Origin of the sequence: Kribbella pratensis, assembly GCF_004366075.1 — a bacterium.
Lineage (GTDB): Bacteria > Actinomycetota > Actinomycetes > Propionibacteriales > Kribbellaceae > Kribbella > Kribbella pratensis.
Map to the genome: position 1 here is coordinate 658,357 of NZ_SODU01000001.1, position 19,200 is coordinate 677,556.

Here is a 19,200-nt window from a genome sequence, read left to right on the forward strand (position 1 = left end):
CCTCGTCGCTCCAGTCGCTTCGCTCCCTCCGCTCCTCAGTCCAGGCCGGGAGGCCCCATGACCGAACAGGTGCTCGTAATCAATGCCGGATCGTCTTCCCTCAAGTACAGCCTCGTCGACGCGAAGTCGGGTGAGGCCGCGGCGACGGGGCTCGTCGAGAAGATCGGCGAAGAGCAGAGCCACCACGTGCACCACGGGCCCGACGGCGAGTTCAACGACGACCGGGCGGTGGCTGATCACGAGGCCGCGCTGGAGGTCGCCGTACGGGCGTTCGAAACGCATGGTCCCGCGCTCGGTGAGGTGGACATCGTGGCCGTCGGGCACCGGGTCGTCCACGGCGGCGACCGGTTCGCGGCGCCGGCGCTGGTCGACGACGAGTTGATCGCGGCGGTGACCGACCTGGTTCCGCTCGCGCCGCTGCACAATCCCGCGAATCTCGAGGGCATCGAGGTCGCGCGGCGGCTGCTGCCGCACCTGCCGCATGTCGCGGTGTTCGACACCGCGTTCCATCAGACGCTGCCGCCGTACGCCTACACGTACGCGGTGCCGAGCTCCTGGCTGGACGAGTACGGCATCCGGCGGTACGGGTTCCACGGCACGTCGCACTCGTTCGTGTCCGGGCAGGCCGCCGCACTGCTCGGGCGCGAGCTCGAGGACGTGAACCTGATCGTGCTGCACCTCGGCAACGGTTGCTCCGCGACCGCCGTCCAGGGCGGCAGGTCGGTGGACACGTCGATGGGGCTGACGCCGTTGGAGGGACTGGTGATGGGGACCCGGTCGGGCGATCTCGATCCGGCGATCCACGGGCTCCTCGCGCGGGTCGCGGGCCGGTCGGCCGAGGAGACCGACCGGGCGCTGAACTCGGAGTCCGGGCTCAAGGGCCTCACCGGCGTGAACGACTTCCGCGAGGTGTCGCGCCGCCGGGCGGCCGGGGACGAGCGGGCAGAGCTCGCGTTCGACATCTACTGCTACCGCTTGAAGAAGTACATCGGCGCGTACTACGCCGTACTGGGAAGGGTCGACGCGATCGTCTTCACCGCCGGCGTCGGTCAGCACTCCGCCGAAGTCCGCGCTGCCGCCCTCAGCGGCCTGGAAGGCCTGGGCATCCACCTCGACCCGGTCCGCAACGCCGACCCCACCGACAACATCGCCTCCGCCGAGGACAGCCCGGTCACAGTACTGGTCATCCCCACCAACGAGGAGTGGGAAATCGCCCGGCAGGCACTCGACGTCGTCCGCAGTTAGTCCGGCGGCTGATTGCGGAAGGCTTCTACCGCTGTGGGGAGGGTGTAGAAGACGCGGTCGGGGCCCAGGCGGTCGAGGAAGCCGGCGTTGTCCAGGTCGTCGCGGAGTTCTTGTTTGACCCGGGCGAGGGCCAGGACGATACCGCGGGACTTGAGGTCCTCGCGCAGCGCGTCGAGGGCGTCGAGCGCGGTGATGTCGATCTCCACGTTCGCCTCGGTGTTCAGCAGGAACCAGCGCACCGGCGTCGTCGCCTGGTCGGCCGCGGCCAGCGCGCGGCGATGGAAGTCCTCGGCGTTCGCGAAGAACAACGGTGAGTCGTACCGGTACACGACCAGACCGGGCACCGGCACCGCATCCGGGTAGTCGTCGAGGTCGTGCATCCCCGCGATCCCGGGAACGTAGCCGAGGATCCCGTCGTGCGGCCGGGCGACGCGTCGCAGTACGTCGAGGACGGACAGCCCGACCGCGACGAGTACGCCGTTCAGGACGTCGAGCGCGACCACACCGACGGTCGTTGCCACCGCCAGCAGGAACTCGCTGCGGCGGAACGACGCGATGCGGCGGAACTCCCCCAGTTCGATCAGGCGCAGCGCGGCGTACACGACCAGGGCGCCGAGCGCGGGGATCGGGAACGTCTCGAGCAGCGGACCGGCGAAGAGCAACGTCGCGACGATCGTGAGCGCGGCCACCAGCGAGTAGACCTGGCTCTTCGCATTGGAGGCGTCCGCGAGGGCCGTACGGCTGCCGCTGCTGCTGATCGGGAAGCCGCGCACGAGGCCCGCCGAGACGTTGGCCAGTCCGAGTACGAGCAGTTCCCGGCCCGAGTCGATGCGCCCGCCTCCGCCGCGGCTCTCGAAGGCGCGTGCGGTGAGGACCACGTCGGTGTAGCCGACCAGCGCGACGCCTACCGCAGGCAGGACGAGCAGACCAAGGTCCTGCACTGACAGTGCCGGCACGTGCGGCACAGGCAGACCGCTGGGAACCGAACCGACCAGTGCCACTCCCCTGTCACCCAGATCAGCCGCCCAAGTCACTAGCGCTGCTAGCGCCACGACGACGAGCGGGCCGGGGATGCGCGGCGTCCAGCGCGCCAAGGCGAGCAGCAACGCCAGAGCCGCCACCGACAACATCACCGGAGCGACCTTCCAGTCACCGATCAGGCGGAGCGCGGACAGCACCTCCGCCGGTGGGGAGTCCCCTTTGACGGATGCGCCGGTGAGTCGTCCCAGCTGGCCGGTCATCATGATCACCGCGATACCGGCCAGGTAGCCGATCAGCACCGGCCTGGACAGCAGATCGGCCAGGAACCCGAGCCGTGCCGCCCAGCCGAGTAGACAGATCGCTCCTACCAGCAGTGCCAGTACGGCGGCCAACCCGGCGTACCGCGCCGGATCACCAGCGGCGAGCGGGCCGATCGCGGTGGCTGTGAGCAGCGCCGTCGTCGACTCCGGACCGAGTGACAGCAGCCGCGAAGAGCCGAGGAAGAAGTACAGCACCAACGGACCGAGCGCGACCCACAACCCGGTCACCGCCGGCAGACCAGCGAGCTGCGCATACGCCATCACCTGGGGGACGAAGTACGCCGCGACGGTCAGGCCGGCGAGTACGTCGGCCCGCAACCAGCCCCGCTGATACTGGCGCAGCGTCTCGACTCCGGGAATCGTCAAGCTTCACCCCTTTCGGGAAACAGTGTCCTTCCTGCTCGGGACTTTCGGCCCTACTGCCACGCTCGAAGTCGCCGGACTGTTGACTCGTGGACACCACTAGGACAGCGCGGCAGTTCGACAGTTCCCGCCTGGAGATCATCGGGCCGGCGGACTGTGTGCGGCTGTTCGCGTCCGTGCCGCTCGGCCGGCTGGTTTACACCCACGGCGGTCTGCCCGCGGTCCGCCTGGTCAACTTCGTCGTCGACGATGACACGATCGTGTTCAGCACCGGCCAGGGCGACAAGTTCCGGGCCGCCGAGCGGGGCGACGTGGTCGCGTTCGAGGCCGACGAGGTCGATGCGGAGCGGCATGTCGGGTGGACGGTGACGGCGATCGGGCATCTGTCCGTGGTGACGGACGACGAGGCCGCCGAGTTGCGTCGTACGTTGGCCCTGCATTCCTGGATGCCGATGGAGGAGCCGCAGCTCGTCCGGCTCGGAATCGAGTCCGTCCAGGGCCGGCGCCTGGTCCCGTGGGGCCGGCGTCCGCGCTTGTGCTAGTCGCCACTGTCCCTGGCGTGGTCGGCCGAACGGCCCATCAAGTCGGGACTCTTGCCCGCAGCGCCGCTCATGCTCCCGCGACGAAGCTGAAGGTGGAGGTGGATCCCATGAGCGATCAGTTGACCAAAGAGCACATCGACGTCCTCTTGGCGGCGGCCGTCGCCGCGCCGAGTATGCACAACACCCAGCCGTGGCGGTTCGAGATCGACGGTCACGTGATCGACGTCTACCTGGACGGCTCCCGCACGCTTCCCGCCGAGGACCCGACCGGCCGGGCGATGCGGATCGCCGCCGGCGCCGCCACCTTCAACCTCCGCTGCGCAGCCGAGACCCTCGGGTACGGCACGTGGTTCGGGCTGGCGCCGTACCCGAGAGAAGAGCCTGATCTGCTCGCCCGGATCGTGATCGAACCCAGCGCGACCGGGAACGACGAGCTGCGCGATCTCGCCGTACAGATCCCCTATCGCCACACCGACCGGAACCCGTCGGACACCACGCCGGTCGCCGAGGGTACGCGGATCTCGCTGATGCAGGCGGCGTACGCCGAGGGCGCGCAGCTCACCTGGCTCGCCGAGGACGACGTCCGCACGGTTCTCGATCTGGTGCTCGACACCGACCTGCGCGAGATCGGCGACTGGCACCGCCGCGCCGAACGCGCCCACTGGGTCGGCGGCGAACGAATCGCCGACGGCATTCCCAGCTCGGCGCTCGGCCCGCGCTCCGCCACCTATCCGGCGGCTGTCCGCGACATGGCGACCCGGCCGACCGACCGCGTGCGGGTCGAGCGGCAGTTCGAACAGGTCCCGGACATCGCCGTACTCTCGACCGACGTCGACGAGCCCTCCGACCAGGTCGCGGCAGGCGCAGCGCTCGAACGCGTGCTGCTCACCGCGACGCGGGAAGGTGTCAGCGCCTCGTTCCTCAACCAGCCGCTCGAGTACGACGATCTGCGCTGCCGTGTCCAGCGCCTCACGGGACTGCCCGGCCACGCGCACATGATCATCCGCTTCGGCCACCATCGATCCGGTTCGGCAACCGCCCGCCGGCCGCTCGCCGAGTTCCTGAAGGAGCAGTCATGACCCCGTTGCGCCAGGAGATCGACCGCTGGGAGGCCGACCTCAGGAACCTCGCCCAGACCAGCTCGTCCGACGGTTGGTTCCTTGAAGAGCGCCGGCTGGCCGAGGCCCAGCACACCCTGGTCGCCTTCCGCGGCCACATCCTGCCGCTGCTGATCGCGCGGCCGCCGTACGACGCTGTCGTCGCCGAGTTCGAACACCTGCTCGACGATCTCGAGGACGACCGCAACGAGCTGTTCCGGACAGTCCACTCCAGCGCGTCGCATCAGCGGATCGCGGAGACCGTGGCCGCCCTGCGCGCTCTCGGCCGGGTCGCCCTCAGTATCCAAGTGCCGGTTGCCGACGTACATTGAGTGATGGTGATGCACCGATGCCCCAGGTGAGATTTCACAGCGACGAATTGACCGCAGTACGACGGGGTCACCTTGTCCCCGAGCAGTTGACGGACTGGGTTCCTTCGGCCTGTGCCGCGGTGGCCGAGCACCTGCGGCACCACGGCATCGCTCCGACCGGCTACCCGTTCGCCCGCTGGCATCCGCTGCCCGGCGGGGAGATCGAGGCCGAAGCCGGCTTCCCGATCAGCGCGCCGATCGCGGACTGCGGAGAGGTCGAAGTGTCCTCCCTGCCCGCCGGACCGGTGGTCGCCGTCTGGCACACCGACCCGGACGAGAAACTCCCGCTCAGCTACCACGCCGTCCAGGACTGGCTGGAAACCGAGGAAGCGATCGCGACCGGGGACAGCTGGGAGATCTACCACGACCTCCCCACCTGCGAGCGCGTCGGAACCCGCATAGAGATCGTCCAGCCGATCACCTTCCCGACCGCGCCGCCGCACCGCAACTGAGGCGGCCCCAACCGGCTCAGCGGGCTCAGCGGGCTCAGCGGGCTCAGCGGGCTCAGCGGGCTCAGCGGGTGATGGTTTGGGCGGCTTCCGCCAGTTCGGCGAGGCGGTGTGCGCGAGCGGACTCGGCCGGGGTGAAAGGCTCTCCCGGACGGCTGAACGCGAACAAACCGGTCGACGGCGAAGGAACCTTCAGCACCGTCCCGTCGTCGGGCAGCTGACCCGTCAGCGTCGCTCGATTCGTGACCAGCTGAGCGCCGAGCAACTCGGCGACGGCATGCGGCAGCTCGCCGGGATCCGCGACCACACGAGCCGACAGACTCAACGCCTTCGTCTGTCCGTCCACCAACGCCAACGCGGTCGTCGGCCACACGTGCGTCTCGCGCCCGCCGCCGGACTCGATCGCATCCTCCAGGTCAGTGGCCGTGACGTCATCCGGCGTCGAGACGACCAGCTCGTCCCGCACCCCGTCGTCCATCGGATGGACGTGCAGCCCGAGGATGTTCGCGTCCAGGACGGAGAGCTGCCGGGTAACGCTCTCCAGTGCTCCCGCCCGATCGTCGAGTGTCACGCGGATCCGCCACAGCGTTCCGATCCCGTGCCGCGGACGAGCCTTCGGCGCATGGAGCCAGGATCGCAGCAGCCGCATCGTCGACGGCTCCACCACCCAGATCACGAGCGCCGTCGTCACGCTCGCCAGCACCGCAACCGAGACGAGGTACGGCGGATGCGCAGCGAGCACCAACGCGTGCAAAGCCAGCTCCACCGGAGCGATCGCCACCAGCTTCGCCAACGTCAGCCGGAGCCGCCGCGGATGCGGCAGCCGTCCACACACATCACAGGCCGTCCCACCCGTGAGCGTCGTACGCAACGAGTCCATACCTGAAAGCGTCCCCGACCCAGATTGCCCAGCTGTTGCGCCGGCGTGAAGTTCGCGAGGGTTCGATCAGGCCGGCGCGACGCTTCGTACGGCGTCGGTGACGCAGGCGAGGGCGAGCAGCCTGACGATGTCGACGTGCACGTCGACCTGACCGGTCGCCGCGGCGACGAACCCGTCCCCGTCGAACTGGGTGTGCGGTGGCGTGATGGACCGGGCGAGGCCGTCATGGGCGCCCTGGGCAACGGTCCGGCAGCCGACCTTGTCGAGGCGGGCATTCGTGACGACGACGCCGATCGTCGTGTGCGCGCGCCCCTCGCCGAACGCGAACGGCTCCGCGAGGATCCGTACCGCGTCGAACGACACGTCCTTGCCGCCGTCGTCGACGTCACCGAAGGCATTCACCACCGCAAGACAGGCAACCACGAGCTCACCAAGACGATGTTCGGCGTACCCGAGCCCGCCGGGCCGTCGACCGTCCGGCCCGCGCCAATGCCCGACGTACGCCCCGGTCCCTGCCCCCACCTGGCCGTGCAGCACCTGTTCCGCTGTGCACCCCCGCGCGGCCGCGTACCCGGCGGCGGAGTCCGGTGCCGCGGCGGGATCGCCCGCCGTGAGGTCGAAGAGCGCCAGTGTCGGCACGATCGGCACCGCACCCGCAGGGGTCTGCACGCCGCGTCCCTGCTCACGGTAGAACCGCATGACGCCATCGGCCGCCGCCAGGCCGAAGGCCGATCCCCCGGTCAGGACGACGCCGTCGATCGCGTTCACGGCCTTCCCCGGCTCCAGCAGCTCCAGCTCCCGGGAGGCGGGCGCGCCGCCACGCGCTTCGTACGACGCGACGGTGCCGGCGGGCAGATCCACGACTGTGCAGCCGGTCCGCCCCTCGAAGTCACTCCAATGCCCCACCCGGACTCCTGGCACCCCGAACGTTGTCATGCCGACAAAGATAGGCGTAGCTCAGGCGCGGTCGGCGGAGAGTTCTTCGGCGATGCGGTTGCCGATGACGAGGCAGGCGGTGGCGGCGGGTGACGGCGCGTTCAGGACGTGCAGGGCGCGGCCGTCGCGGAGGAACAGGAAGTCGTCGACCAGCTTGCCGTCGCGGGTCACGGCCTGGGCGCGGACGCCGGCGCCGGATCGTCGTACGTCGGAAACCTGCAACTCCGGCAGCATCCGCCGCGCCTCGCGGACCAGCGCACGACCGGTGAGCGAGCGGACGATCTCCTTCGCGCCGGTGCGTGCGTACCGTCGCGCGAGCTTCCAGGACCCGCGGTACGTCGCCGACTCCCACACGTCCCGTACGACGATCTTCGACCACGAGTAGCCCTCGCGGGACAGCGCAGGGACCGCGTTCGGGCCGAGGTGCACGCTGCCATCGATGCCGCGGGTCAGGTGGACACCGAGGAACGGCAGGTCCGGATCGGGCACCGGGTACACGAGCCCCTTCACCAAGTACTCCCTCTCGGGGACGAGCTCGCTGTACTCGCCGCGGAACGGGAGAATGCGGACACCCGGTTCAAGACCGGACGCCCGCGCGAGCCGGTCGCTGTGCAAGCCCGCACAGACGGCGACCCGGTCGGCCTCGATCACGTCATCCGTCGTCCGCACGCGCACCACGGAGCCGGCGTTCTCGACCGCCGTCACGGACACACCGGTCCGGATCTCGCCGCCTGCCGCCCGGACGTCGTCGGCGAGCGCGGCGGCGACGAGCTTGAAGTCCACGCGTCCCGTCGAGTCGACCGCGAGCGCACCCTTGACCCGCAGATGCGGTTCGCGTTCCGCGACCTCGTCCAGGGTCAGCCGACGTACCGGGACACCGTTCTCGCGGCCGATCCCGAACAGGCGATCGAGCTGCGGCAGTTCGGCCTCAGTTGTCGCGACAACGAGCTTGCCAGGTACGTCGAGCGGAATGCCCTTCTCCTCGCAGTACTCACGCAACGCCGTACCGCCCGCCACCGCGAACTGCGCCTTCAGCGAGCCCGGACGGTAGTACAGCCCCGAATGCACCACGCCCGAGTTGTGCCCGGTCTGGTGGGCCCCGACGGCCGGTTCCTTCTCCAGTACGACGACCGGCGTACCGGGATCGAGCCGCTGCAGGCTTCGCGCCACAGCCAGCCCTACGATCCCGCCACCGACCACCACCGCAGATCTCGTCACCTGTGAAAAGAGGGCCGACATACGGTCATAAATACAGCCATCTGCGCAGCTCCGTCGCCAGCGCGACGGGAGCGTCGTACTGCATCAGGTGGCCGGCGTCCGGTACTTCGACGTACGTCGCCCCCGGGATCAGCCCAGCCAGCCGCCGTCCGGTCGCGGGCGGGATCCACGCGTCCTCGCTCCCCCAGACCACCTTCACGGGGATCGTGAGGTTGCCGATCGTCCGCTCGTTCTGGACCAGGAACTCCTCGTCGTACTGCGCGATCTGCCGATAGAACGCCGGCTGCCCCGCCTCCGTGCACCACGGAGAAACTAGCGCTGCTAGCTCCTCGTCCCGCAGCCCGCGATGACTCGCCGCGCTCACGTACGCCCGCAGGATCGCCTCGTGGATGTACGCCGGCAACTCGTCCAGCGTCGTCGGATAGCGCTTCACGAACTGGAAGAACGCCGACCCGCTCGGCGGGATCGCCACCACGTCGACGAGCATCAACGACTCGTACGCCGCACCCTCGGCTAGCGTTGCCAGCAAGGAGACGGCACCGCCGAAGTCGTGCGCCACGACCCGCGGCCGCTCCAACTCCCAGTGCTCGAGCAAGGCCGCGAACGCCTTCGCCTGCGCACCGAAGTCGACCGCGTGCTCGGAGTGCTTGGAGGACTCGCCGTACCCCGGCATGTCCCACAGGTACACGGTGAAGTCGGCGCTCAGCGCATCGGCGTAGCGCGACCACACGCGCGACGAGAACGGTGTCCCGTGGCAGAACACCAGCGGCGCACCGCTGCCCGCCCGTCCCCACGCGATCGATCGGCCTTCCCAGCTGAACCGCTCCTTCACGTCCATCCCCCAACCTAACCATCAAGGTGGTTCATGATGGTTAGGCGGTGTGGGCGATCTGCTCCTGGATCCGGAATTCGAGACCGTCGGCGACCGCCAGGTACACGTCCTGGTCGACGAGATTGCCGTCGAGCCGCAGCAGTCCGCGCGGGCTGTCGTAGAAGTGGCCGCTCGGGAGGGCGGCCGAAATGGCGATCGAGCCGCTGACCTCGCCGAGCCGGGCCAGGAAGCGGATCGCCTCGTAGCAGGACTCGCCCACCGCGTTGAGTGCGGGCGCGAAGGCCCCGAAACGGGCGTAGTACTGCCGGGCGAACTCGCTGCTCTCGACGGTCGTGAGCTTGTCGAAGTACGCCGCGGCCGCGTAGACGCCGTGATTCGCGCCCGATCCCGCGCCGAGCAGCGTGTTCTCCTCGATCGCCGGGCTGAGCCGGAGCAGTTTCTCGCTCAGCCCGCCGGCCGCGAACTGCCGGTTGAAGTGCACGGCATCCTGCCCCATGAGGAGCATGATCACGCCGTCGGCGTTGGTTGCCCGGAGCCCGTCGATGACGTCCCGGAAGTCCGCCGTACCGAGTGGGACGTACGCCGAGTGCACGATCTCGGATCCCGTTCCCTGCAAGGCTTCCTGGGCCACCGAGCCGGTCACCCGCGGATACACGTAGTCGTTGCCGACGACAACCCACCGCCGGGCGCCGAGGTGCTCGCGCAACCAGTGCGCCGCCGGCAGCAACTGGTTGACCGGACGCTCGCCGAGCATGAACACACCAGGCGTGTCGTCACCGCCCTCGTGCATCGCCGCGAACGCGTACACCACCCGCCCGCCGATCCGCCGGGTCAGCGCGACCCGGACCGCGGAAATGTGCCAGCCTGCCACGGCCTCGACGCGACCCTGGTCGACGAGCCGCCCCACGTCCTCGGCGACAACCTCGGGCGGGCGCCCGGCGTCGACCTGGACGAGTTCGACCCGGCGGCCGGCGATCCCGTTGCGTGCGTTCAGTTGCTCGACCGCGAGCTGACCGCAGGCGAGACAGGACGGTCCGTAGATCCCGGTCGGGCCCTGCAGCGGCACGACGAAGGCGATCGGCAGCACGTCGGAGCGCCGCACCGTCACCTCCTCCCGCCGGACATTCGCTCAAGTGTGGACGAACCGGAGGCGGAACATCGACCGAACGGCTATATTTCCCACCACCTGAACCGAAGAGGGGTGGTGCGGCGTGCTCCTGGTGCTGAAGCGGATCGAGCGGCAACTCGAGCTGGGTCTGCAGCCGTTGCTCGACGAGTTCGGTCTGACGATCGAGCAGTGGCGGGTGATGGCCGCGCTCCACGAGGAGCCCGGGCAGCCGATGTCGGTGCTCGCCGAGTCCGCCGTACTGCCGGCCGCGAGCCTGACCCGGCACGTCGACAAGCTGGTCGAGCGCGGGCTGGTGCTGCGACGCATCCATCCGGACGACAGGCGCCGGATCGTCACGGCCCTCTCCCCCGTCGGCGGCACGGTCGCCGATCGCCTCGCTTCGGCCCAGCGCGAGCTCGAGGCGGACGTAGCGAAGTACTTCCAGATGGAAATACACGAACGTAGCAGCTCGGCAACACCCCGGTAACACGGCGTTCCTAGGTTCCTTCCATTCGGGTGCATCCCCCCGCCGGCAGCGTCGCCGGCCCGCCGGAGCACCGCTCGCCCGAAGGTGCCGCCAGGAGTTCGCCCATGTCTGTGGAGCCCTCGCTCGACCACCGCACCACCGCTGAAACCCCCGCACCCACCACCGCGACCCGCGAGACGCTGGAGGACTACACCCTCCGGTTCGCGCCGCGCAGCTACCGGAAGTGGTCGACCGGCGTCGTCGCCGTCTCGGCCCTCGGCGGGATCGCCTACCTCGCCGACTTCGCGATCGGCGCGAACATCGGGATCTCGTACGGGACCACGAACGCGCTGTGGGGTATCGCGATCTTCGCCGTGGTGATCTTCGCGACCGGCCTGCCGCTCGCGTACTACGCCGCCCGCTACAACATCGACCTCGACCTGATCACCCGCGGCAGCGGCTTCGGGTACTACGGCTCAATCGTCACCAACGTGATCTTCGCGTCGTTCACGTTCATCTTCTTCGCGCTCGAAGGCTCGATCATGGCGCAGGGCCTGCAGTTGGGGCTGCACGTGCCGCTGTGGCTCGGGTACGCCGTCTCGACACTGGTGATCTTCCCGCTGGTCATCTACGGGATGAAGGTGCTGTCCACGCTCCAGGTGTGGACGACGCCGCTGTGGCTGATCCTGATGGTGCTGCCGTTCTGCTACCTGCTCATCTCGCACCCGTCGTCGGTGCAGACGTTCTTCGACTACGGCCCGGACGCCGACTTCGGCTCGATGCTGCTGGCCGCCGGGGTGTGCCTGTCGCTGATCGCGCAGATCGCCGAACAGATCGACTACCTGCGGTTCATGCCGCCGAAGACCCCGGAGAACTCGCGCCGGTGGTGGACCGCGATGCTGCTGGCCGGACCGGGCTGGGTGATCTTCGGCGCCCTGAAGCAGGTGATCGGCCTGTTCCTCGCCGTCTACCTGATCGCGAACGTCGCCGACTCGTCGTCGATCGCCAACCAGCCGGTGCACCAGTTCCTGGAGATCTACCGCGGGTTCCTGCCCGGGTGGCTGGCGATGACACTGGCCGTCGTACTGGTCGTCATCAGCCAGGTGAAGATCAACGTGACGAACGCGTACTCCGGATCGCTGGCCTGGACCAACTCGTACACCCGGCTGACCCGGCACTACCCCGGACGGCTGGTGTTCCTCGGGTTCAACCTGGTGATCGCGCTGGTGCTGATGGAGGCGAACATGTTCGACTTCCTGAACACCATTCTCGGGTTCTACGCGAACTGCGGGATGGCGTGGATCGTGGTCGTTGCCTCGGACATCGTGTTCAACAAGTACCTGCTGCGGCTGTCCCCGAAGGCGCCGGAGTTCCGGCGCGGCATGCTCTACGCCGTCAATCCCGTCGGCTTCGGGTCGATGGCGGCGGCCGCGGGCGTGTCGATCGTCGTGTTCTTCGGTGGCCTCGGCTCGGGGATCAAGCCGTACTCACCGCTCGTCGCGATCGGGCTCGCCCTGGTCCTGCCACCGGTGCTCGCCGTACTCACGCGCGGGAAGTACTACTTGCGGCGGTCCGACGACGGGCTGGACCTGCCGATGTACGACGAGCACGGGAACCCGTCCGGCGAGGTCCTGACGTGTCACGTGTGCCGGCAGCAGTACGAACGCCCCGACATGACCGCCTGCGCAACTCATGACGCCGCCGTCTGCTCGCTGTGCCTGAGCACGGACAAGGTCGCCGACCACGTCCTACCGTCACAAGCATGACTTCCTCGTGGAGCGCCGCTGCGCCAAGGCACATCGAAGTCGCAACCTCCCGCCCCATCGCACCCTCGCGCCCCGCCGCAACCTCCCGCCCCGCCGCGGTCTCCTGCCCTGTCGCGTCGTCTGCGCCGAGTACCTGGAGGGTTTCTCGCTCCCTGTGCGGAAACTCCTCCACCGTTCCGCGGAGAAACCACCTAGTTCGGCAACCCAACCCGCTGCCGCACCTCGTGACGGCTGCCATGATGCAACTTGGGGAGGATTACGTCCCATGTCGGGTAGAAAATCCTCCCCAACCCGGCGTGTGGAGCGGGAGCTCGGCTCCGGCTCCATCCAGGCTGCTGTCTCTGCAGCCCCCGACCTGCGAAGGGAGTCAGCGGCGGTTGCTTCCCGCGTCGATGCGGCCCCGCAACACCACACCATGAACTTCACTCCCGCCGACGTCGAGAAGCTGCTGCTCTCCGTGGCCGGCATGGTCGCCCGCGACCGGCTGGCCCGGGGAGTGCTTCTCAACCACCCCGAAGCCGTCGCCCTGCTCAGCACCTGGGTGATCGAACGCGCCCGCGAAGGCGCCCGCGTCGCCGACCTGATGGAGTCCGGCCGCACCGTCCTGAGCCGCGACCAGGTCATGCCCGGTGTCGCCGAACTCCTGCACGACGTACAGGTCGAAGCCACCTTCCCCGACGGCCGCAAGCTCGTGACTATCCACAGCCCGATCATTTGAAGGCAGAATCCATGGCCGACGACGATAGACTTAGCAAGGAAAGACAGGGCGCGGACAACCCAGCCGCACCGGCACTACCCAGTACGACGGCGCCTGGAGCGGTCCGGGTACGACCGGGGACCATCCAACTGAACGCCGACCGCTCCGACGACGAACGTTTGCGGCTGGTGATCGTGAACGCCGGCGACCGGCCGATCCAGATCGGCTCGCACCTGCACCTGCCGGACGCCAACACGTCCCTGAGCTTCGACCGCGAGGCCGCCCAGGGGTTCCGGCTGGACATCCCGTCGGGTACGTCGCAGCGCTTCGAGCCCGGCGCATCCCGTGAGGTGGCGCTGGTCGCGCTCCGCGGCAGGCAGCGGGTGCCCGGAATCCAGCTGAAGCCCGCTGAATCCGATGAGGTGGATCGTGGTTGAGATCTCGCGTGCGGCGTACGCCGCCCTGTACGGGCCGACCGTCGGCGACCAGGTGCGACTCGGCGACACCGATCTGTGGGTCGAGGTCGAGCAGGACTTCACCGTCGGCGGCGAGGAGGTCGTCTTCGGAGGTGGCAAGTCCATCCGCGAGTCGATGGCGCAAGGTACGACGACTCGGGCGGAGGGTGCGCCCGACACCGTCATCACCAACGTGCTGGTCGTGGACTGGTGGGGCATCGTCCGCGCCGACGTGGGCATCCGCGACGGCCGGATCGTCGCTCTCGGCCGCGCGGGCAACACCGACATCGCGGACGGCGTACACCCGGACCTCCAGATCGGGCCGTCCACCGACGTGATCGCCGGCGAGGGTCGCATTCTCACCGCCGGTGCGATCGACTCGCACGTCCACCTGCTGTCGCCGTCGCAGCTCCACGAGGCGCTGGCGACCGGGATCACCACGATCGTCGGCGGCGGCACCGGCCCGAGCGAGGGCTCGAAGGCGACCACGGTCACCCCCGGCGCGTGGCATCTCGAGCAGATGCATCGCGCGCTGGACGCCGTACCGCTCAACATCCTGCTGCTCGGCAAGGGAAACACCGTCAGCGCCGAGGCCCTCGCCGAACAGGCGCTCGCCGGCGCCGCCGGGTACAAGGTGCACGAGGACTGGGGCTCGACCCCGGCCGCGATCGATGCATCCCTGCGTGCCGCTGAGGAGTGGGGTCTCCAGGTCGCGCTGCACGCGGACAGCCTGAACGAGGCCGGGTACGTCGAGTCGACCCTCGGCGCGATCGCGGGCCGCGGCATCCACGCGTTCCACGTCGAGGGCGCGGGCGGTGGTCACGCGCCGGACATCCTCACGATCGCGTCGTACCCGCATGTCATCCCGGGCTCCACGAACCCCACGTTGCCGCACACCGTCAACACCGTCGCCGAGCATCTCGACATGCTCATGGTCTGCCACCACCTCAGCCCCGACGTACCCGAGGATCTCGCGTTCGCCGAGTCCCGGATCCGCGCCACCACGATCGCGGCCGAGGACATCCTGCACGACCTCGGCGCGCTCTCGGTGACGTCGTCGGATGCACAGGCGATGGGCCGGATCGGCGAGGTCATCACGCGCACCTGGCAGGTCGCCCATGTCATGAAACATCGCCGCGGCCCGCTCGGCGCGGTCGCCGACAACGAGCGGGTACGCCGGTACGTCGCGAAGTACACGATCAACCCGGCCATTGCCCACGGCATCGATCACGTCGTCGGCTCGGTCGAGCCGGGAAAACTCGCGGACCTCACGCTGTGGGACCCGCGGTACTTCGGGGTCCGCCCGAGCCTGGTGATCAAGGGCGGCGCGATCGCCTGGGCCGCCCTCGGCGATCCGAACGCGTCGATCCCGACGCCGCAGCCCGTGCTGATGCGGCCCGCGTTCGGTGATGCCATCGGGGCGGATCTCTCGTACACGTTCGTGTCTCCGGCCGCGCTCGAGAACGGGCTGGCCGAGCGGCTCGGTCTGCGCCGGGAGCTGCTCGGCGTACGGCCGACGCGGGAGCTCACCAAGGCGGACCTGAAGAACAACGATGCGCTGCCGGCGATCGACATCGATCCGGAGACGTTCGCGATCAAGGTCGACGGCGACCTGGTCGAGCCGGCGCCGGCGTCGGTCCTCCCACTCGCTCAGCTGTACGCGATGTTCTGATGGGCAACGTGGAACTGGTCGCGATGATGCTCGCCGACGGCCGGCTGCCGACCGGCGGGCACACCCAGTCCGGCGGACTGGAACCTGCCGTACGCGCGGGCCTAGGTGCCGACGGCAAGCAACTCGCCGACGTCGCGTCCTATGCCCGGGATCGCCTCCGTACGACGACCCGCGTCGAAGCCGCCGTCGCCGTCGTCACCCGCCACCTCGCCCTTTCCGGAACAAATGTTGCACCAGGCGACGAAAATGTTCCGCAAACCACGGGCCGGCTCGACACCCAGACCCCCAGCTCGCCGAGTCGTGCGGATTGGTTCGGGCCCGATCTGCCGAGTCGTGGATTGTGGCTGGAGAAACGGGGATTTGACAACCAATATCCACGACTCGAAGACCACGCGGCTCGGCGCGGAGCGGGGCAAGGGTTGGGAGACGTCGAGGCGGCGTGGGCGGCGCGGACGCCCAGTCATGTCGTACGGGGTGTCTCGCGACGCCAGGGGCGGCTGTTGCTGCGCCTGGCACGCCGCGTCTGGCCCGACGTGACGACGTACCTTCCGAACGACGGTGAGATCGCGAGGCCCGTAGTACTCGGGGTCGTCGGAGCGGTGACCGGACTGTCGGCGGAGCAAGTGGCGCGCACCATCGCGTACGACGATGCGCAGACTGTCATCTCCGCGTCGCTGAAGTTGCTGCCCGTGGACCCCGCCGACGCGGCGACCTGGCTCGCCGGTCTGCACGACGACATCGAGTGGCTCGTCAAGGACGTCGCGCCCCTGACCCGGGTCGACGACATCCCGGCCGACGGTGCGCCGCTGATCGACGTGTTCGCGCACAACCATGCCATCGAGAGAATGAGGTTGTTCCATGCCTGAGACCCGCTCCTTCCGTCTCGGTGTCGCCGGACCGGTCGGCACCGGCAAGAGCTCACTGATCGCGACCGTCTGCCGCGAACTCGCCGGCGAACTCCAGCTCGGCGTCATCACCAACGACATCTACACCGACGAGGACGCCCGGATGCTCAAAGCGGCCGGCGTTCTCGACCCGGAACGCATCCGCGCCGTCGAGACCGGAGCCTGCCCGCACACCGCGATCCGCGACGACGTCACGCCGAACCTGATCGCGGTCGAGGACCTGGAACGCGACTTTGCGCCACTGGATGTCGTCCTTGTCGAGTCCGGCGGCGACAACCTGACCGCCACGTTCTCCCCCGCGCTCGTCGACGCGCAGATCTTCGTGCTCGACGTGGCCGGCGGCGGCGACGTCGCACGCAAGGGCGGTCCTGGTATCGCCCGCGCCGATCTCCTGATCGTGAACAAGACCGACCTCGCGCCGTACGTCGGAGTCGACGTCGAGCAGATGGTGAAGGACGCCGAGACGGCCCGCGACGGGAAACCGGTGATAGCGCTCTCTCGCACGGATCCCGCCTCGATCGCCCTCTTGACCGAATGGGTGCGCTCGATGGCGCACGCCGTACGCGCCGGCGACCACACGCCCGTCGATCCCGGACCGATGGCCCCGCACTCGCACGTCGGCGAGGACGGCGAACTGATCACGCACACCCATGCCCACACGCATTGACGTCGTCGCCGACCCGGTCCGCGATCGCTGCCTGCTCACCACCGACCACCTGTCACCACGGCAGCTGCCCGGTGCGGACGGCGTCGTACGTGTTGGTCTCGTCGCCGCGGGCGCACTCTTGCTCGCCGGCGACGACGTACGCATCGAGATCGCGGTGTCCGGCGCCGTACGGCTCGAGATCGTGGAGACCGCCGGAACCGTTGCCTATGGCATGCGTGGCGGCACCGCCCGCTGGGACATCGACATCCGCCTCACCGACGGCGCGAGCCTTCAGTGGTACGCCGAACCGTTCGTCGTCTCCGCCGACGCCGATGTCACCCGTACGACGACCGCACGCCTCGCGACCGGCTGCACCGCGCACCTTCGCGAGTCACTCGTCCTGGGCCGCCACGGCGAGACCGGCGGGGTCCTGCACACCGCGACCCGCGCCTGGCTCGGCGAGAACCTGCTCCTCGCCGAGGATCTCGACCTCTCCCCCGAATTCCGCACCGGCTGGGCAGTCCTGGGTACGAACCGTTGCCTCGACACCGTGACCACACTCGGCTTCCGGCTTCCCGACGACCCGCAAACCCTGCAGCTCGAGGGCCCGGGCTCGATCGCCCGCCGACTGGTCCACGAACAGCACCAGAGCACCCTGAACCGCCCAGCCTCCGCGAGCTAGATGAAGATCGACAGGAGCAACGTCATGGCCAGGCCCATGACCGAGATCAGGGTCTCCATCACCGACCAGGTCTTGATGGCCTCGCCAACGGTCATGCCGAAGTACTCCTTGACCAGCCAGAAGCCGGCGTCGTTGACGTGTGAGAAGAACAGCGAACCGGCGCCGATCGCCAGCACCACGAGCGCGAGATAGGTCGTACTCTCGCCGGTCGCCAGGGGCGCGACGATCCCGGCCGCGGTCACCGTCGCGACCGTCGCGGAGCCGGTCGCCAGCCGGATCAGGACCGCGACGATCCAGCCGAGCAGCAACGCCGACAGGTTCGCAGCGATGGCGATCTTGGCGATCGCGGTACCGGTCCCGCCGTCGACCAGGACCTGCTTGAAACCGCCGCCGGCGCCGACGATGAGCATCACGCCGGAAATCGGGAGCAGGCTCTCCCCGATCTTTCTGCTCAGCTCCGGGATGCCGAAACCCACCGCCGTGCCGAAGGTGAACATCGCGAGCAGTACGGCGATCAGCAGCGCGACGACCGGGTCGCCGATGAACTGGAGGAACGGATAGGCCGCGTTGTCCTTGCTCATCCAGACGTCGGACGCGGCCTTGATCAGCATCAGCGCCACCGGGAGCAGGACCGTCACGATCGTCGCGGTGAAGCTCGGCGTCCGGGTCCGGACCGCACCTGGCGGCGCGTCCTGGCGCGTGACCTCCGCCGCGTGCTGCGGATGCGTCTGTTCTCCTTCGACCTCGTGGTGGCCGGCACCGACCTCGAGCGCCGCGCCCGCGGCCCCGATCGGGACCCATTTCGCCGCGAGCCGGCCGAACAGCGGACCGGCGACGATCACCGTCGGAATCGCCACCAGCAGACCGAGCGCCAGCGTGATGCCCACGTTGCCCCCAAGTACGCCGATCGCGGCCAACGGTCCGGGGTGCGGCGGTACGAAACCGTGCAGGACGGACAGGCCCGCGAGCGCGGGGATACCGAGCAGCATGGCTCGCGCGCCGGTCCGCCGTACCGCGAGCACCACCACGGGAATCAGGAGTACGAGGCCGATCTCGAAGAACATCGGGATACCGATGATGAAGGCGATCAGCGCCATCTTCCACGGGAGCGCGCCGGTTCGGCCGCGCAGGATCGTGTCGACCACCTGATCCGCGCCGCCGGAGTCGGCGAGCAGCTTGCCCACCATCGCGCCGAGGGCGATCAGTACGCCGACGTACCCGAGGACACTGCCGACGCCGTTCTCGTAGGACTTCGTGACCGCCCCGGCGCCGATCCCGGACGCCACGCCGACGAACAGCGCGCCGATCGTGAGCGACAGGAACGCATGCACCTTGAACGCGACGATCAGCGCCACGATCACCGCGATCCCCAGCACGGCAACGATCAGCACCCGGGTGTCGTGCCCGTTCCACGGCGCATGTACGTCCGCCTCAGCGACCAGCGGAACCAGACCGGCTTCGTAAGCGACACTCACAGTTTCACCGCTCTCTGGACGCCACTAGAACCTGACCGCCACAGACGCCCTCTTTGGCAGTGTCCCACCGCGCCGCGGATCCCGACGCCCGACG

The 19,200-nt window shown here is 68.9% G+C and carries 20 protein-coding genes; 13 read left to right on the forward strand and 7 right to left on the reverse strand.

All coding sequences use genetic code 11. The annotated features are described in order from the left end of the window. The first annotated feature begins 57 nt into the window (after positions 1-57). Positions 58-1,245, forward strand: coding sequence for an acetate/propionate family kinase (locus EV137_RS03210; RefSeq protein WP_134009918.1), 1,188 nt, complete (start codon positions 58-60; stop codon positions 1,243-1,245). On the opposite strand, the gene EV137_RS03215 is transcribed toward EV137_RS03210, so the two are convergent. After that, complete coding sequence (locus EV137_RS03215; protein WP_134009916.1) at positions 1,242-2,912, reverse strand: SulP family inorganic anion transporter; 1,671 nt, start codon at positions 2,910-2,912, stop codon at positions 1,242-1,244. The genes EV137_RS03210 and EV137_RS03215 overlap by 4 nt on opposite strands. An 86-nt stretch (positions 2,913-2,998) precedes the next feature. Here EV137_RS03215 and EV137_RS03220 point away from each other — a divergent pair, with 86 nt between their 5' ends. The 4 genes from EV137_RS03220 (at position 2,999) to EV137_RS03235 (ending at position 5,371) form a co-directional block, all read left to right on the forward strand. Then, the gene (locus EV137_RS03220; RefSeq protein WP_134126423.1) at positions 2,999-3,451 is read left to right on the forward strand and encodes a pyridoxamine 5'-phosphate oxidase family protein; all 453 of its coding nucleotides are present in this window, start codon (positions 2,999-3,001) and stop codon (positions 3,449-3,451) included. A 107-nt stretch (positions 3,452-3,558) separates the two neighbouring features. Next, positions 3,559-4,530, forward strand: a complete 972-nt coding sequence (locus EV137_RS03225; RefSeq protein ID WP_134126425.1) for an Acg family FMN-binding oxidoreductase — start codon at positions 3,559-3,561, stop codon at positions 4,528-4,530. Then, entirely contained in the window at positions 4,527-4,880 is a 354-nt protein-coding gene (locus EV137_RS03230) for a hypothetical protein (RefSeq protein ID WP_134009910.1), read from the forward strand. The genes EV137_RS03225 and EV137_RS03230 overlap by 4 nt, the downstream gene beginning before the upstream one ends. A gap of 26 nt (positions 4,881-4,906) precedes the next feature. Continuing rightward, a complete protein-coding gene (locus EV137_RS03235; RefSeq protein WP_134126427.1) occupies positions 4,907-5,371 on the forward strand; it encodes a GyrI-like domain-containing protein in 465 nt (154 codons plus the stop codon). A gap of 61 nt (positions 5,372-5,432) precedes the next feature. On the opposite strand, the gene EV137_RS03240 is transcribed toward EV137_RS03235, so the two are convergent. The 5 genes from EV137_RS03240 to EV137_RS03260 all read right to left on the reverse strand — a co-directional run bounded on the left by EV137_RS03240 (position 5,433) and on the right by EV137_RS03260 (position 10,336). Continuing rightward, a complete protein-coding gene (locus EV137_RS03240) occupies positions 5,433-6,248 on the reverse strand; it encodes an ACT domain-containing protein (protein WP_166679758.1) in 816 nt (271 codons plus the stop codon). 66 nt (positions 6,249-6,314) lie between these two features. Further along, positions 6,315-7,184, reverse strand: a complete 870-nt coding sequence (locus EV137_RS03245; RefSeq protein WP_134126429.1) for a P1 family peptidase — start codon at positions 7,182-7,184, stop codon at positions 6,315-6,317. A gap of 21 nt (positions 7,185-7,205) precedes the next feature. After that, positions 7,206-8,402 (reverse strand): L-2-hydroxyglutarate dehydrogenase, encoded by a 1,197-nt coding sequence (lhgD, locus tag EV137_RS03250; RefSeq protein ID WP_238175062.1) that lies wholly within the window; start codon positions 8,400-8,402, stop codon positions 7,206-7,208. A 25-nt stretch (positions 8,403-8,427) separates the two neighbouring features. Beyond that, positions 8,428-9,240, reverse strand: a complete 813-nt coding sequence (locus tag EV137_RS03255) for an alpha/beta fold hydrolase (RefSeq protein WP_134126433.1) — start codon at positions 9,238-9,240, stop codon at positions 8,428-8,430. 34 nt (positions 9,241-9,274) lie between these two features. Further along, a complete protein-coding gene (locus EV137_RS03260) occupies positions 9,275-10,336 on the reverse strand; it encodes a substrate-binding domain-containing protein (protein ID WP_238175063.1) in 1,062 nt (353 codons plus the stop codon). Between the two features lie 109 nt (positions 10,337-10,445). Between EV137_RS03260 and EV137_RS03265 the strand changes: the two genes are divergently transcribed. From EV137_RS03265 to EV137_RS03305, 8 genes are all read left to right on the forward strand, one after another. Then, positions 10,446-10,829, forward strand: coding sequence for a MarR family winged helix-turn-helix transcriptional regulator (locus EV137_RS03265; protein ID WP_134009898.1), 384 nt, complete (start codon positions 10,446-10,448; stop codon positions 10,827-10,829). Between the two features lie 104 nt (positions 10,830-10,933). Next, positions 10,934-12,574, forward strand: coding sequence for a purine-cytosine permease family protein (locus EV137_RS03270; protein ID WP_134126435.1), 1,641 nt, complete (start codon positions 10,934-10,936; stop codon positions 12,572-12,574). Positions 12,575-12,989: 415 nt separating this feature from the next. After that, complete coding sequence (locus EV137_RS03275) at positions 12,990-13,292, forward strand: urease subunit gamma (RefSeq protein WP_133789219.1); 303 nt, start codon at positions 12,990-12,992, stop codon at positions 13,290-13,292. 11 nt (positions 13,293-13,303) lie between these two features. Then, a complete protein-coding gene (gene ureB, locus EV137_RS03280) occupies positions 13,304-13,708 on the forward strand; it encodes an urease subunit beta (protein WP_134126437.1) in 405 nt (134 codons plus the stop codon). After that, a complete protein-coding gene (locus EV137_RS03285) occupies positions 13,701-15,398 on the forward strand; it encodes an urease subunit alpha (RefSeq protein ID WP_238175064.1) in 1,698 nt (565 codons plus the stop codon). Before ureB ends, EV137_RS03285 begins: the two co-directional genes overlap by 8 nt. After that, positions 15,398-16,264, forward strand: a complete 867-nt coding sequence (locus tag EV137_RS41280; protein WP_238175065.1) for an urease accessory protein UreF — start codon at positions 15,398-15,400, stop codon at positions 16,262-16,264. The genes EV137_RS03285 and EV137_RS41280 overlap by 1 nt, the downstream gene beginning before the upstream one ends. Then, positions 16,257-16,970: an urease accessory protein UreG gene (ureG, locus tag EV137_RS03300; protein ID WP_134126441.1), complete on the forward strand. Its 714-nt coding sequence runs from the start codon at positions 16,257-16,259 to the stop codon at positions 16,968-16,970. The genes EV137_RS41280 and ureG overlap by 8 nt, the downstream gene beginning before the upstream one ends. After that, a complete protein-coding gene (locus EV137_RS03305) occupies positions 16,954-17,631 on the forward strand; it encodes an urease accessory protein UreD (protein WP_134126443.1) in 678 nt (225 codons plus the stop codon). The genes ureG and EV137_RS03305 overlap by 17 nt, the downstream gene beginning before the upstream one ends. Here the strand turns inward: EV137_RS03305 and EV137_RS03310 are convergent. Next, positions 17,628-19,073: a GntT/GntP/DsdX family permease gene (locus tag EV137_RS03310; protein WP_134129320.1), complete on the reverse strand. Its 1,446-nt coding sequence runs from the start codon at positions 19,071-19,073 to the stop codon at positions 17,628-17,630. The genes EV137_RS03305 and EV137_RS03310 overlap by 4 nt on opposite strands. Positions 19,074-19,200 lie beyond the last annotated feature (127 nt).

Excerpts from the sequence above, each read along its gene's own strand:
- EV137_RS41280 (WP_238175065.1), top strand. The coding sequence starts at position 15,398 with ATGGGCAACGTGGAACTGGTCGCGATGATGCTCGCCGACGGCCGGCTG.
- EV137_RS03255 (WP_134126433.1), bottom strand. The coding sequence starts at position 9,240 with ATGGACGTGAAGGAGCGGTTCAGCTGGGAAGGCCGATCGATCGCGTGG.
- EV137_RS03225 (WP_134126425.1), top strand. The coding sequence starts at position 3,559 with ATGAGCGATCAGTTGACCAAAGAGCACATCGACGTCCTCTTGGCGGCG.
- EV137_RS03270 (WP_134126435.1), top strand. The coding sequence starts at position 10,934 with ATGTCTGTGGAGCCCTCGCTCGACCACCGCACCACCGCTGAAACCCCC.
- ureG (WP_134126441.1), top strand. The coding sequence starts at position 16,257 with ATGCCTGAGACCCGCTCCTTCCGTCTCGGTGTCGCCGGACCGGTCGGC.
- EV137_RS03210 (WP_134009918.1), top strand. The coding sequence starts at position 58 with ATGACCGAACAGGTGCTCGTAATCAATGCCGGATCGTCTTCCCTCAAG.
- EV137_RS03305 (WP_134126443.1), top strand. The coding sequence starts at position 16,954 with ATGCCCACACGCATTGACGTCGTCGCCGACCCGGTCCGCGATCGCTGC.
- EV137_RS03245 (WP_134126429.1), bottom strand. The coding sequence starts at position 7,184 with ATGACAACGTTCGGGGTGCCAGGAGTCCGGGTGGGGCATTGGAGTGAC.
- EV137_RS03275 (WP_133789219.1), top strand. The coding sequence starts at position 12,990 with ATGAACTTCACTCCCGCCGACGTCGAGAAGCTGCTGCTCTCCGTGGCC.
- EV137_RS03240 (WP_166679758.1), bottom strand. The coding sequence starts at position 6,248 with ATGGACTCGTTGCGTACGACGCTCACGGGTGGGACGGCCTGTGATGTG.
- ureB (WP_134126437.1), top strand. The coding sequence starts at position 13,304 with ATGGCCGACGACGATAGACTTAGCAAGGAAAGACAGGGCGCGGACAAC.
- EV137_RS03230 (WP_134009910.1), top strand. The coding sequence starts at position 4,527 with ATGACCCCGTTGCGCCAGGAGATCGACCGCTGGGAGGCCGACCTCAGG.